This is a genomic window from Paenibacillus allorhizosphaerae, assembly GCF_042659105.1.
GTDB classification, from domain to species: Bacteria; Bacillota; Bacilli; order Paenibacillales; family NBRC-103111; genus Paenibacillus_G; species Paenibacillus_G allorhizosphaerae.
In genome coordinates, this window is the sequence record NZ_JBHSRV010000003.1 from 165,654 (window position 1) to 178,014 (window position 12,361).

Below are 12,361 nucleotides of genomic sequence, written 5' to 3' on the forward strand. Positions count from 1 at the left end.
TGCTCCGGCGTAAGGACGGGTTCTGCACGCAGCTGAACGACATGCTCCATGCGCATCTACAGGTTTTTTGCCCATAACAGGCGAAATGTCGGTCAGCTGGCCCGCCATCTCGGTAAAATATCCGAAGTTCGCCTTTCTTAATGCTGGATCCCGCTTTTGTTCCTCTCAGCTCCACGAAGTTCATTTCTTCTCCGATATTTGAAGCCCAACTGAACTCGATTTGTAAGGTTGCACCGTTCTCGAAGCGAATAAAGCCGATTGCCAAGTCTTCAACGTCGAACGTACCGCCTGCTTGCTTTTCACCGAACCCACTGTGTACGGAATCAGAGATTTCATTATTGGCGAACTTGGTGTAGGTGGCCAGAGACGGCGACAGGTTTTGGATTGCCCATAAGCCAAACGGAAAGGTCAATCATGTGCACACCCAAATCGATCAGAGGACCGCCTCCGGATAGCTCTTTCGTCGTAAACCATCCGCCTTTCCCCGGAATTCCTCTTCGGCGAATCCAGCCGCAACGGCCGGTATACACTTCTCCCATATGCCCTTCCGAGATATAGTTTTTCAAATATTGCGCAGCTTGCGTAAAGCGGTTATTTCTCATGGTCATCATCGTTTTTCCGCTATCTCTGGCAGCATCCGCTATCTTTTTCGCCTCTCGGGACTGACCGCGTCCGGCTTTTCGCAAAACACGTGCTTGCCTGCCTTTAGTGACGCAATGGAAATCTCCGAGTGAAACAAGTTCGGCGCGTTCGTTTGGTCTCCCGGTACCCTTGCTCCGTCCGCCGGACAGGCTGGACAAAAGGACATATAATATCCCTGGTCCCGAGAATGGCGGCATCCTGCACTATGGCATCCAGACCTGTCGCCAACTGATCATACCCGACATGCAGCCCTGCGGTCCTGAGTCCCGTCTCCTTCAGCACTTCAGCGAGCTCCCCGGGCTCGTGTCCGTGGTAACCGGCAAACTGTACACCGGCCCATCCCCTTCTGCTCAGCTCGCGAAGCACGCCGGGAAAATCCTGCTCGCATTCTTTGCGCAGGTATACAACTGAACCGCCAGCTTATCCCTCATCTTTTGGCATCCTTCCCCCCGTATTTCGCATGGACCTCGTTGCCAAGCCACGCGCCTTGACGAACCAACTGCTTCTGCAGCTCATCGATATTCATGCTGCGTGTACTGTTCAAGCCTTGCTTTGTCAGCAGCGCCGCAGCGGTTCCAGCCGCTTCTCCCATTGCGAAGCAGTTCGGCATTACCCGGGTCGAGCCTTGCGTCGCACGATCGGTTGAAATCGAGCGTCCCGCCACGATAACGTTGTCGATGCCGACCGGGAGCAGCGCACGATAAGGGATGCCGTGGGATTCTCCGGCAGGAAGATGGGCGATTGTCATGCCGCTTGTCGGCTTGGCCATATGAATATCAATGAAATACGCATTGCGGGCGATATCATCCGGAAAGCTGCGGCAATCCATGAAATCGTCCGCCGTAACGATCACATCGCCGATAATCCGTCTTGTTTCCCGGATCCCGATCTGCTCTCCGGTCAGTACAAGGTATCCGTCTTCAAAGCCCGGAATGGTACGCTTCAGCCATTCGACGATATGATGGACCAACGCCCGCCCTTCGATGGCCCCCCGGGTTAAATCCTCCGCTCTGGAGCCGTCAATTCCGAAAATATGCCCGAAGTTGAAGCCAGCTGTATGATCGTTTACCCAGGAGATGCCCGCCCAATCGCGTACAACGTTTAAAGTCCCTTTGGCTTTCGCTTCGTTGATGGCATGCTTCAGACTTCCACCGAATTCCTTGCAATACTCCATGTACTTCGGACGATTCAGATTGCTCATGACGAAGCACATCGTCCCCGGCTGAAGTTCGCCTTCCTCCCCGCCTTTGGCAAACTGTCCTCCCGCATGATAGGCAAGATCCGCATCGCTCGAGCAATCTACATAGATGCCTGCTTTGACGGCAAACGTACCGGATTTGTTATGAAAAATAACCGCTTCGACCTTCCCCTCCCGATGCAGTACATTGCTGATGAACGTATGGTACAACATTCGCACGTTTGCTTCGATCATTTTGTCATCGAGCAGTTTCTTCAGCACTTCGGAGTCGATCGGCACCCAATCCAGCTTGTCTCTCCACAGCTGTTGAAATTCCGGCTCCATTCGCGATTTCATCTCATTCAATATTTCGAGCCCGATTCCCCGAATGACCGGCTTCTTATGATCGGTGAAAGGGCACCATGCCGGAACTTGGGAAACGGTAGCCATCCCTCCAAGATACCCTCGCTGCTCTATAAGCAAAACGGACGCACCACACCGCGCAGCTGCCAACGCGGCGGCGACGCCTGCGGGTCCTCCACCCGCAACAAGCACGTCGACTTCATCGTACAACGGTATCGGCATGGCCGGCATGATGATTCGTTTGTCCACAATTTCATACCTCCTATAGTGGGATTCAAAGAATCCGGTAAATTTAGTGTAATATAATGAGATCTGCTTTCCTATAGTAATCTCATCGGGCCGGGGAATCCCCATACAATCTTATAGAGACTAATCAAAAGCGTATTTCTGAACGAACCATAATGAGATATAAATCCCAATATTGGCGAAAATGGCCCGTGCTTTTAATGCTTTTGCATCCCGCGGCAGCTTCCCGGCTCAGGGTCTGATCGACAACCCCTCCTTGCACCCGTTGTCCACTCCCCTTCTGTCGTTCGTACTTCGGATCCGATGCTATTATTGTAAGCCGGGAAGTACCGTTTTCCTATAGTAATCTCATTACCGGATATAATACTTTGGTGACTGAAAAGAAAACGAAATAGAAAATTGTGAGCTTGGGACTCCCCCCTGCAAATCATCGAACAATACCTAAAAAAAAGCGCAGTGCAAACGAAATGATTCGTTTGCACTGCGCTTTCAACATGGACTGCACTGATGACAAGAACGCTGCCCCGGATTCTTCCTCGAGAATCCTCGGGCCGAATAAAGGCCATAAGGGCAACAGTGGAACTAATTATTTAAAAACCTAAAGCATTCGAACGATCGGCGAGCGCCGTGATCAGTTCTTCCTCCAGCTTGAAATGCCCCTCCAAAATCTTTTTGGCCTGCAGCAAATACAGTGCCATTTCCTTCGCCTCCGAACATCGGATGGGGCCATCGCTATCTTTCACGGCATCAATGTAAGCATCCAAAAATTGCATCGGCAGTTCATGTTCCTGCTCCATCATAACAAGCGGCCCCGGTTCTTCCCCGAAATACCATACCGCGATCGGAAACATTTTCTCTTCTTCCCATTTCGCATGAGCGGCCAATTCATCCCTGAAGTTTACCGTTTTCCTTCCTAGGTCTCTCAGCGTTCCCGTCCAATTGACGGCATCCTGGTTGAAACCGATCATTTTGGCCATGCCGTACAACTCGAGCAGGCTCTCCTGCAGCTTTACATGTTCCTTCCGTAACTGCTCAATGTATTCACTCAGCCTGAGCAGTGTATCTGTGGTATGACCGAGCAGCATGTCTGTCGATAACGGGTGATTCATGATCCATCCCTCCTCAAGAAATGCCTGCTTGTTTCTTGTGAACCGTATTAATGAGACAACGATAGCATCTCTTCCATATCCTCTTGAGCGTTGCCGATTAATTTCAAGCCAAACGTATTGACCAAAACATTCATGACTCCGGGAGTAATGAATTCTGGCGGCTTGGGGCCAATACGGATATCTTTAATTCCTAAGCTGAACAATCCGAGCAGAATAGCGACGGCCTTTTGCTCAAACCAGGAGAGCACGATGCTGACCGGCAAGTCGTTGATGCTGCAACCGAATGCATTCGCCAGCGCCAAGGCGATTTTAACCGTTGAGCCGGAATTATTGCATTGCCCCAGATCAATGTACCGCGGGATGTCCGTTCCTTGCACGGTTCCGTAGTCGATATCATTAAAGCGGAATTTTCCGCAGGAAGTCGTCAAAATAACCGTATCGTTTGGCAGTGAGGTGGCAAGCTCACGGTAATACTCGCCGCCGCTTCCCGGGGCATCACAGCCTGCAATGACAAAGAATCGTCTGATTTTGCCTGCTTTAACAGCATCGATAATTTCCGGGGCGAGCCCGATAACAGTTTCATGGTGGTAGCCTGTCGTGAGCACCTGCTCGGATTCAACGCTTGCGGTTGGAAGCATTAACGCTTTTTCGATAAGCGGCGTAAAATCATTTTCTACGATCTTGGTGACGCCTTCAAGACCGGCGATGTCATACGAGAAGAACCGATCCGCATAGGTTCCTTTAATCGGCATGACGCAGTTGGTTGTCGCCAGGATCGCACCCGGGAATTGTTCAAACAGGCGGCGCTGGTCGAACCATGCTTTACCGATATTCCCTTTCAGATGAGAATACTTCTTCAGCTTCGGATATCCATGCGCCGGAAGCATCTCAGAGTGCGTGTAGATATTTATGCCTTTTCCTTCTGTTTGCTTCAGCAGCTCCTCAAGCGCATACAGATTGTGGCCGGTAACGACAATTGCGTGCCCTTCGATTTTATTTTGTGATACCTTTACAGGCTGCGGAATCCCGAAATGCGTCGTGTGGGCCTGATCCAGCACATCCATGATGCGTACGGCGGCATTGCCCACTTTCATCGCCATATCGATATGCTCTTGCACATTGAAATTGGAATTCGTGAGCGTCATGTATAACGCTTCGTGTGTAATCCGGTCAACCTCAGGGTCGCTGTAACCGAGTTGTCTTGCATGCGTTGCGTATGCGGCGATTCCTTTCAATGCGAAAATCATCGTATCCTGCAAGCTCGCAATGTTCTCATCCTTCCCACAGACACCGATCACTTTACAGCCGCCTTTGGCGGTTTGTTCACATTGATAGCAAAACATAGAGTTCATCCCTCCGCAATTTATCGTTCTGTGTTCCTTTCGTACATAGACTAACAGAATCGCGATCGGCTGGATGTGACACATATCACAAAGTAAACCTTGGTTTGATCATCATCGTAGGGAATCCAAGGTTTACGGCTGCCCAGTTAATGCACGTGCTTACACCGCGGAAAAAACCGCGGGAAGAATGCAGTACCCGCGGTAATGAATATCATATCTATGGTGTAGAGAACTGAGTATTCTTTTTACTTAATTCAGTTTTTAATTCTTGCCCGACATATCCTTTGTCTCCAATCATTTGTGCTGTTGGAAATTGTTCCGTTAAATCTCTAACTAGACTTATATCTGTCTAAATAATTTCACTCTTAAATTACGAACCGGACAACAAAGTGGCATTGGTAAGCTACCTATAATTGAAAATTTCGGATATTGCACCTTTTGTTTGGTAAGAAAAATTCGAATCATTTTTATCGTTTTGTGACTTTACCTCCCAATTGTCCGTTTTTTTCCACAAGAGTAATGTCAGCTGGAATTTGCAGCTTCTCTACCAGCTTTCTCATATAGAAAGCGGTGCTGAGCCCGGAGATGCCGCCACCTACGATAACGATCTTCTTCCGTATGCCCCCATCGTATATTCGTCCCTTCCGCGAAATATGCGGATTGCCCATTTTTTAATGAACCATCGCTCCTTCCAAGGGAAGGAACTTGACGATATCTCCAGCCCGGATTCCCGTTTTCGTCGGCGGTACCACGATAAGGCAGTTGGCATCCTTTATCGTCACGACGGCGCTCGACTTATCAGTTCCAACCGGTCTGACATAGATCATGCCTTTTTCGCTAAACCAAACGCCCCTGACATATCGTGCGTAGGCGTTCACCTTCAAATAATCTTCAGCGAGAAAAGCGGTATGCTCTTGGGCCGTTACTTCAGCACTCGCTTGCATACTTGACAAGACGGGACGGACGAACAGCTCGAATCCGACGTAACAAGCCGAAGGGTTCCCGGATAGTCCGAACAGCAGCTTATTTTGCCATAGGCCCGCACTCGTCGGACTGCCTGGCCGCATCGCGACTTTGTTGAAAAGCGTCGTTCCTTCCCATCTCGCGAAAAAATCGGCCATAATATCGTAATCTAAACGCATGCTCATTTGGATATGATTTTGTGTCGCGATCAGCTCACCGCTCCCTAGGAAAAGAAATAATCCATATCCGTCAATATTTGTTCTGTCAATGGGTAGACCAGCTCTTCTTCCATATGAAGATGGCCTTTCAGAATATGACATGCTTGAGTCAAATGCTCCGCCGTACCGACGATCTTGTCGTCATCCGAGGAAACCAAAGCTTCCGCCAAATCCGTAAAGGCATCCAAATACGCTTTTGCCAATTCGTGGTCCTTTTCGAGCACCCAAAATGACGGAATGATGGACGGACCTGCGCTCTTATGAAAGTAATCGTTTAAAAACGGATATAATATTTGTTCCTCCCAGATGGAATGTTCCTCAAGCTTCGTGTTCAACAGAAACGTTTCCTGCACCAAACTTCGAAGCGTCCGGACCCGCATCTCCGCATCGCAGGAACGAATCACGGTCTTTGCCTGCTCCTCCAGCTGAAAGATCGCCTGCTTCAAGGCCTCGTGTTCTTCCTTCAAACGGACCAGTGCATGATACAATTCCGTCGGATGAGCAGGCTCCGTTACCGGTAATGTTACCATTGGATTCCCTCCCCAAAGGCATGGATCGTTGCTATCTGTCTTTATTGTAGCCTTTGCTCCACGCATGGTTATTTTCAACTAGATTTCCCTCTCACATCTTTAATGGCGGAGCCGAAAGTCCGATTACATTCTGCAAATTTCCTTTGGACAATGTTCGCATTGACATATATTTCGAAGAAATTCAAGTTTTTTTATAACGACGTGTCCGTCCTGGTATTCAATCACTTCTTCCTTCTTCAAGTCGCTCAGCATCCGGTTGACGCTTTCTCTGGTAGCCCCGATCATATCCGCCATTTCACTGTTGTTTATTTTCAAATCAATGTAAATACCGTGCTCGGTCGTTACGCCATAGGTATTGCTGAGCCGGATGAGAAGGGAACATATCGCGCCAGGTTTCCCGAACATGAGCAAGTCCCGGAACTTGGTCTGCGTCAAACGATGCATCAGGCCCATCCACTTCATAAACTCGATAGCCAAATCCCCGTGCTGCCATAACAGCACTTCTGCATCCTTACGCTGGATGATTCCGATGCTGCCGCTCTCCGTCACTTCCGCGCTGAAACTGTGAACCGAATCCTGAAATGGATCCAACTGCCCGAACAAGTCACCTTGTTGATGAAGATACATCGTAAAGCTTCTCCCACTGTCCGAGGTTTTCGTAGTCCTTACGCGACCGCTGATAACAAAGTATAATTTGTCGGCGGCATCCCCTTCCCAGAAAAGATAGGCTCCCTTTTCTACCCTTTTTGTATACATAATGCTTTTCAGTTTATCAAGGCTTTCAACTGATAACACCTGGTCAATTCCTCTTCGCTGGATTTCGGGCATTGCACACGAACCCCTTTCAATTTCTTGTTAATCTAATCATAGCGCTGTTCGAATCTTTTTTTTATCGGGAGTTCCACTGATCTTTCAAGAGAAAAGTCCTTATTTTGTTGTGAGGTTCAGCACAGGAAATCCCCATATAGATTGGCACTTCTATCGGGAAATCGGCAAAAATGAGGGAAGTTTTCCTGATGTACTTTTAAGGGAATTCCCTGACTTACAAACGATCCAAAAAGAACTACAATAATTGATGTGAGCACGAATGGTGATCTCGCTTCACGGTGGAACGGAGGTGGCCCAAGAGATGCCCCTGATCACGCAAAAAATAACAAACGAGCTGGAGCGCCTGTGTCATAAAACTTCAAGCCATTTCGCCGCGTTATCGTTGGCATTGCCGAACGAGCAGCGATTTCGGTGGCTATATGCTTACGGCAACCGGAGCGAACGCTACAAGAGAATGGCTGTGAAGCCAGGGGCCGGACCCGACGGCTTATCCCTTAGAACGGGCAAACCCGTGTTATGGAACGAACAAACGGATCACAGTGGCAGGGTGATGTACGAATGCCCGCTGCTGACGGCCGAAAAACTTAAAACAGCCGCGGTTATGCCTTTAAACGAGGTAACCGGTCTGCTGTTCATAGCAAGACGCACTTCAGAGGCATACACGAATCGGGAGTTGATCTGCCTGCAAGAACAGCTGCCTTATTTATCCGAAATCCTGATATCTTCCTGAATAGGCAATTACGCCGACGTTTCGGAAGCCCGCGTCGCCATCCGGGACCAGACAAAAAACCTACTATGCGGAGGTTATCTGCGGATAGTAGGTTTTTTGTCTTCCAACTTTCAGCTTACTCCGGCAGCTCGGCCATTAAGGGATAAATCGTTTCTTCTTCCATTTGCAAATGGCTTTTAACCAAACGGCATGCCTGCAGCAGTTGCTCGGTACAGCGCCCGATGCCGGACGGATCCGGATTCCTGAAGATTTGCTCGGTCTCCTCCAGGAAGAGATGGAAATACATCGCAGCCAGCTCTTGTTCCTTTTCCAGCATCCATAGCGAAGTCGTCACGACCGGCCGGATCGGTAACTGAGAATATTCCGTCAAGAACGGGAACAGCTGCGTATCTTCCCAGTCTGAATGTTCGTCCAACTCCGCCAGTAAAGCTAGCGTTGTGTCCCTCAGTTCCTTCAGCCGCTCACGACGCACATTACGCTCCGCTACATTTTTGAGCTGGCTGGCCATTGTTTCCAGGCAATCTATAACGTCATACAAGTGATTATGTTCATTGCGCAAACGAGCGAAAGCGCAAGCGGGATCAGCCGTAACGTGCGTGGCGCCCGAACCGAATGAATAAGAAAGCCGTTCCGTCATACACATACACTCCTTATATCAGGTTTATCTTTGCCAGTCCGCCGCTATCCGATGAGTAAGTTCTATGTTGCGTTTTTCACAATCTTCTCGCTGCGACATGCCTCACACTACAGACCCAACCGATAATTCATTTGAAGCGATTCGTAAAAGGAAACCGCTTGTTCATAATCTTCCGGCGTGTTAATTGCGGTAACAAAACGGGGATCGATCTCTTTCTCTTTAAATAACGCTTCTGGCAGTTCACACCATAGCAATTTTTTAAGCATTGCCGAGAACGAGACCTCATCATTCTTAAGGAGTTCTCGAATCGGCTTGGCACAGCTTTTGTCGTATATGCCATGGAGCGGATATACTTGATTGCCGATCCAAGGAATGACCGCATCAATGGCATCCTTCTTACACGATAACATGAGCTCGGCTGCCTCGGCCGAGATAAAGGGCATATCGCATCCGACCACCCATACGTTTGAATGAAACGACAGAGTTAGTCCCGAAAACATTCCTCCAAGCGGACCTTTTTCTGGAAAATAGTCGGTAATAATCCGGATTCCTCGGTCTAACGTACGCAGATACGGTGCTGGATCCATCGCTACGATGACGATTTCACTGCAAATTTTATTCATTTCACGAATTTGCCGATCAATAAAGGTCATGTGATCCAGAACAAGAAACGCTTTGTTTTGCCCGTTCATTCTACTGTTTTTGCCTCCTGCCAAAATCACCCCGGACAGCATATCTGATCTTCCCCTCTCTGTGATAGACTCCTTTTCTCTTCGTTCATATATTAATAACACCATATTAATTAACTGTTGACAGTGATATGTGTCACTGGGCTTAGCGCATCCGGACATTAAAATCAAGCTTCTGACATTTAGATTTGCATAAAGGTACAGGGATAGATGATCTTGAATTCATTCGATAAGGGTAAAAAAAGAGAAGCAACCCACCTGGGGATGCTTCCTTGGTTTAGCGATATTCCAAATCGATTTGTTAATTATCAGCATGCTCCTCCCCGCCATGGAACGTATTCACAAACCGATGGGCGGCGTTCGTCAGCATCTGAAAAAGCATTTGTCCGGGATATTCGTTCAATCCGATCTCGTTCATTGCTTCGCGCATGCAGGACAACCATGCCTCAGCGCGTTCGGGTGTGATCCGGAAATGAGCATGCACTTCCCGCATGTTTCCGAATCCGTATTTATCCGTATATAACGTCGGCCCACCGGTAAACTGGGTCAGAAACAAATATTGTTTGGCCCGAATTTCTTCAACGCCGTCTGGAAATAACGGTTGAAGGGCCGGGTGCCCATACACTTTCGGGTAAAAAGCGTGAACGAGCCGATCGATCGTATCCGCTCCTCCAATTTGTTCGTAAAGGGATGGCAATGCATTGCTCTGGTTTGCCGCGGAATAACTCCTATTTGTATACATCATATTAATACCTCCGTTTTAATTTCGTACATATCTCATTTTAACCGGAGACTTTCCTTCGAGTTGTGATTCCACTCACATTATGACTACGATCATATCCCCCATTCCGCTAAATCGGACTCCGGCCTCAGCCTGGTAGGCTGGCAGACTCTGGCCATTTGGACTGATAGATTTTTCACATTACAAAATTCCCCTTTTTTTAATACGGAATTCCCATTGAACCACAACAACAGCCGCCTGTATAATATTTCCATACCATACCGCCCAGTTGGTATTGGAATATCGAACAAGCAAAGGAGATCGGCTTAGTGAAGAAAAGATTTTGGACCATTGGACTATCATTTGCATTTTTATTGGCCTTATTGATCGTACCCGTACAGCAATCATTCAGTGCATCCGAATCATCGGCCAATGCGGACAGCGTCTCTAGTAGTGCATTGAACGGGCAATATCATCTGGACCATGTCGTAAAAATTTATGTTCCTTCCACGATCAAAGGAGATATACCCATCAGTAAAGAAGCGCATGAAAAGTTCGTTGATCAGGCGCTTGCGCAATTTTCAGACTGGTTCGGCGGCGCTACGGCCGTCGAGGGAACAGGCGCTTGGATGGACAAAGACAAAAAATTGATCAAAGAAAAAGTGACGATCGTATATGCCTTCGCGGAAAAGCTGGATAAAGAGGACGTGAACCGAGTCGTTACCTATGCGAAGCAATTGAAAGAGGATCTCGTGCAAAATTCCGTATCCATCGAAGTTGACGGCAAGATGTATTTTATTGAATAATTCCAAATCACAGCAATTAATCAAGAGACAGAAGCGGCCCTTCTGTCTCTTGGATAAGCAATTGGTGATCGATTGTTTCACTATATAATAGTATTACTTATTATGGTCAACCATAATAGGCAAGTTCTCAAGAGATTGTCCTAACACCGAATCGGCTAAATGTTCGGTGACCTCGAATCCCGCCACCGGCCGAATATCGGCGAAACGTTTGACAAATGCGGTCAAAGCGATGCGCGCTTCCATACGAGCTAGCGGGGCGCCCAAACAGAAATGCGGTCCTGATCCAAAACTGAGATGGTGTTGAATATTCGGACGATGAATATCAAACTCTTCCGCATGGGCAAATTCGGATTCATCCCGGTTGGCGGAGCCAATCCACGCTACGATTACTTGCCCTTCCTTCATCTCATGCCCAAAAACATTAGTATCTTGAGCTACCCTGCGATCCATATGAGCCGTAAAACGGAAGCGCAGTACCTCCTCAATCATATTGGGAACTAATGATACGTCGGATCTCAACTCCTGATAAATACCCGGCTTGTCAAACAATATGCAATAAAAGACATTGGAAATCAGTTTCGTCGTTGTTTCATTCCCCGCACCGAGCAGTCCGATGGCGGACATGACCACTTCTTCATCCGTTAATTGTTCCCCCTCCAGTTCGGCTTTCGTCAAGTCAGAGATAATGTCATCCACAGGATGCTTCCGTTTTTCTTGGACGATGGGAAACAAATAATCACGAAATTCCTTCATTGCCTGCCTTTTTTGTTGGTCGATATCGACAAAAGCTTCTTTATTATAAGGGAGAAACAGGATATCAGACCAGGATTTAATGAGTCGACGATCTTTGGAAGGAACACCGAGCAACTCTGCGATGACAGTCACCGGAAGAGGGATCGCCAGCTTTTCCATAATATCCAACGTTGATTCGCCTTCCATATCCGCTATCAATTCATCAACAATGGCTTGAATTCGAGGTTCCCACTCTTTAAGGCTGCGGGGAGTGAACGCTTGGGATTGAAGAGCGCGACGTTTTCGATGTTCCGGCGGATCGACCATATTAACATTGCTTCGATTATCAAAACTCTTACTGGGAGTGGGGATTAAGCTTCGCTCTTTTTTATTGGAAAATAATTCATGATCAAACAGTACTCGCTTGGCATGTTCATATAAAAACACATTCCAGACATCCTGTTCGGCATCGTAAAAGACAGGGCTGTTCTCCCTCATCTCTTTGTACCAAGCAAAAGGTTCCCATTGCGATTGCTTCGACTTCAGCTTCGAAATTTCGTTCAAAAGGATATTTTGATTCATTGAACCAATTCCTCCTCAGACTAAATTTACACCATGTTTTATAAT

The 12,361-nt window shown here is 47.8% G+C and carries 16 protein-coding genes; 2 read left to right on the forward strand and 14 right to left on the reverse strand.

The genetic code is table 11. The annotated features are described in order from the left end of the window. Nucleotides 1-335: 335 nt before the first annotated feature. The 10 genes from ACFQI7_RS14030 to ACFQI7_RS14075 all read right to left on the reverse strand — a co-directional run bounded on the left by ACFQI7_RS14030 (nucleotide 336) and on the right by ACFQI7_RS14075 (nucleotide 7,419). Entirely contained in the window at nucleotides 336-611 is a 276-nt protein-coding gene (locus tag ACFQI7_RS14030; RefSeq protein WP_230414658.1) for a Gfo/Idh/MocA family protein, read from the reverse strand. Nucleotides 612-640: 29 nt separating this feature from the next. Next, nucleotides 641-739 carry a Gfo/Idh/MocA family oxidoreductase gene (locus ACFQI7_RS14035; protein WP_377517127.1) on the reverse strand — a complete coding sequence of 33 codons (99 nt, stop codon included), beginning with the start codon at nucleotides 737-739 and terminating at the stop codon, nucleotides 641-643. Next, on the reverse strand, nucleotides 706-1,008 hold the full coding sequence (locus tag ACFQI7_RS14040; protein WP_218097979.1) for a hypothetical protein: 303 nt from the start codon (nucleotides 1,006-1,008) through the stop codon (nucleotides 706-708). The genes ACFQI7_RS14035 and ACFQI7_RS14040 overlap by 34 nt, the downstream gene beginning before the upstream one ends. Nucleotides 1,009-1,069: 61 nt before the next feature. Beyond that, complete coding sequence (locus ACFQI7_RS14045; RefSeq protein WP_230414659.1) at nucleotides 1,070-2,431, reverse strand: FAD-dependent oxidoreductase; 1,362 nt, start codon at nucleotides 2,429-2,431, stop codon at nucleotides 1,070-1,072. A gap of 587 nt (nucleotides 2,432-3,018) precedes the next feature. Next, the gene (locus tag ACFQI7_RS14050; RefSeq protein WP_218097550.1) at nucleotides 3,019-3,537 is read right to left on the reverse strand and encodes a hemerythrin domain-containing protein; all 519 of its coding nucleotides are present in this window, start codon (nucleotides 3,535-3,537) and stop codon (nucleotides 3,019-3,021) included. 47 nt (nucleotides 3,538-3,584) lie between these two features. Next, nucleotides 3,585-4,880: a hydroxylamine reductase gene (hcp, locus tag ACFQI7_RS14055; protein WP_218097551.1), complete on the reverse strand. Its 1,296-nt coding sequence runs from the start codon at nucleotides 4,878-4,880 to the stop codon at nucleotides 3,585-3,587. A 467-nt stretch (nucleotides 4,881-5,347) separates the two neighbouring features. Then, nucleotides 5,348-5,548, reverse strand: coding sequence for an FAD-dependent oxidoreductase (locus ACFQI7_RS14060; RefSeq protein ID WP_218097552.1), 201 nt, complete (start codon nucleotides 5,546-5,548; stop codon nucleotides 5,348-5,350). Nucleotides 5,549-5,551: 3 nt separating this feature from the next. After that, on the reverse strand, nucleotides 5,552-6,028 hold the full coding sequence (locus tag ACFQI7_RS14065) for a molybdopterin-binding protein (RefSeq protein WP_230414660.1): 477 nt from the start codon (nucleotides 6,026-6,028) through the stop codon (nucleotides 5,552-5,554). Nucleotides 6,029-6,066: 38 nt separating this feature from the next. Further along, nucleotides 6,067-6,591 carry a hemerythrin domain-containing protein gene (locus ACFQI7_RS14070; protein WP_218097554.1) on the reverse strand — a complete coding sequence of 175 codons (525 nt, stop codon included), beginning with the start codon at nucleotides 6,589-6,591 and terminating at the stop codon, nucleotides 6,067-6,069. A 123-nt stretch (nucleotides 6,592-6,714) separates the two neighbouring features. Further along, nucleotides 6,715-7,419 carry a Crp/Fnr family transcriptional regulator gene (locus ACFQI7_RS14075; protein ID WP_218097555.1) on the reverse strand — a complete coding sequence of 235 codons (705 nt, stop codon included), beginning with the start codon at nucleotides 7,417-7,419 and terminating at the stop codon, nucleotides 6,715-6,717. A gap of 301 nt (nucleotides 7,420-7,720) precedes the next feature. Between ACFQI7_RS14075 and ACFQI7_RS14080 the strand changes: the two genes are divergently transcribed. Further along, entirely contained in the window at nucleotides 7,721-8,149 is a 429-nt protein-coding gene (locus ACFQI7_RS14080) for a GAF domain-containing protein (protein ID WP_218097556.1), read from the forward strand. Nucleotides 8,150-8,264: 115 nt separating this feature from the next. Here ACFQI7_RS14080 and ACFQI7_RS14085 read toward each other — a convergent pair whose 3' ends face one another. The 3 genes from ACFQI7_RS14085 to ACFQI7_RS14095 form a co-directional block, all read right to left on the reverse strand. Continuing rightward, nucleotides 8,265-8,786, reverse strand: a complete 522-nt coding sequence (locus tag ACFQI7_RS14085; protein ID WP_218097557.1) for a hemerythrin domain-containing protein — start codon at nucleotides 8,784-8,786, stop codon at nucleotides 8,265-8,267. A gap of 107 nt (nucleotides 8,787-8,893) precedes the next feature. After that, the gene (mobA, locus tag ACFQI7_RS14090) at nucleotides 8,894-9,637 is read right to left on the reverse strand and encodes a molybdenum cofactor guanylyltransferase (protein WP_329958206.1); all 744 of its coding nucleotides are present in this window, start codon (nucleotides 9,635-9,637) and stop codon (nucleotides 8,894-8,896) included. A 139-nt stretch (nucleotides 9,638-9,776) separates the two neighbouring features. Then, nucleotides 9,777-10,220: a globin domain-containing protein gene (locus tag ACFQI7_RS14095; RefSeq protein ID WP_230414661.1), complete on the reverse strand. Its 444-nt coding sequence runs from the start codon at nucleotides 10,218-10,220 to the stop codon at nucleotides 9,777-9,779. A gap of 305 nt (nucleotides 10,221-10,525) precedes the next feature. Between ACFQI7_RS14095 and ACFQI7_RS14100 the strand changes: the two genes are divergently transcribed. Next, complete coding sequence (locus ACFQI7_RS14100; protein ID WP_218097559.1) at nucleotides 10,526-11,002, forward strand: DUF3574 domain-containing protein; 477 nt, start codon at nucleotides 10,526-10,528, stop codon at nucleotides 11,000-11,002. A gap of 93 nt (nucleotides 11,003-11,095) precedes the next feature. Here ACFQI7_RS14100 and ACFQI7_RS14105 read toward each other — a convergent pair whose 3' ends face one another. After that, nucleotides 11,096-12,325: a cytochrome P450 gene (locus tag ACFQI7_RS14105; protein ID WP_377517130.1), complete on the reverse strand. Its 1,230-nt coding sequence runs from the start codon at nucleotides 12,323-12,325 to the stop codon at nucleotides 11,096-11,098. Between the last annotated feature and the right edge of the window lie 36 nt (nucleotides 12,326-12,361).

What these genes read in the sequence shown, in the direction of transcription:
- ACFQI7_RS14030 (WP_230414658.1), bottom strand. Translation starts at nt 611, where the DNA reads ATGATGACCATGAGAAATAACCGCTTTACGCAAGCTGCGCAATATTTG.
- ACFQI7_RS14050 (WP_218097550.1), bottom strand. Translation starts at nt 3,537, where the DNA reads ATGAATCACCCGTTATCGACAGACATGCTGCTCGGTCATACCACAGAT.
- hcp (WP_218097551.1), bottom strand. Translation starts at nt 4,880, where the DNA reads ATGTTTTGCTATCAATGTGAACAAACCGCCAAAGGCGGCTGTAAAGTG.
- ACFQI7_RS14060 (WP_218097552.1), bottom strand. Translation starts at nt 5,548, where the DNA reads ATGGGCAATCCGCATATTTCGCGGAAGGGACGAATATACGATGGGGGC.
- ACFQI7_RS14065 (WP_230414660.1), bottom strand. Translation starts at nt 6,028, where the DNA reads ATGAGCATGCGTTTAGATTACGATATTATGGCCGATTTTTTCGCGAGA.
- ACFQI7_RS14070 (WP_218097554.1), bottom strand. Translation starts at nt 6,591, where the DNA reads ATGGTAACATTACCGGTAACGGAGCCTGCTCATCCGACGGAATTGTAT.
- ACFQI7_RS14075 (WP_218097555.1), bottom strand. Translation starts at nt 7,419, where the DNA reads ATGCCCGAAATCCAGCGAAGAGGAATTGACCAGGTGTTATCAGTTGAA.
- ACFQI7_RS14080 (WP_218097556.1), top strand. Translation starts at nt 7,721, where the DNA reads ATGCCCCTGATCACGCAAAAAATAACAAACGAGCTGGAGCGCCTGTGT.
- ACFQI7_RS14085 (WP_218097557.1), bottom strand. Translation starts at nt 8,786, where the DNA reads ATGACGGAACGGCTTTCTTATTCATTCGGTTCGGGCGCCACGCACGTT.
- mobA (WP_329958206.1), bottom strand. Translation starts at nt 9,637, where the DNA reads ATGTCCGGATGCGCTAAGCCCAGTGACACATATCACTGTCAACAGTTA.
- ACFQI7_RS14095 (WP_230414661.1), bottom strand. Translation starts at nt 10,220, where the DNA reads ATGATGTATACAAATAGGAGTTATTCCGCGGCAAACCAGAGCAATGCA.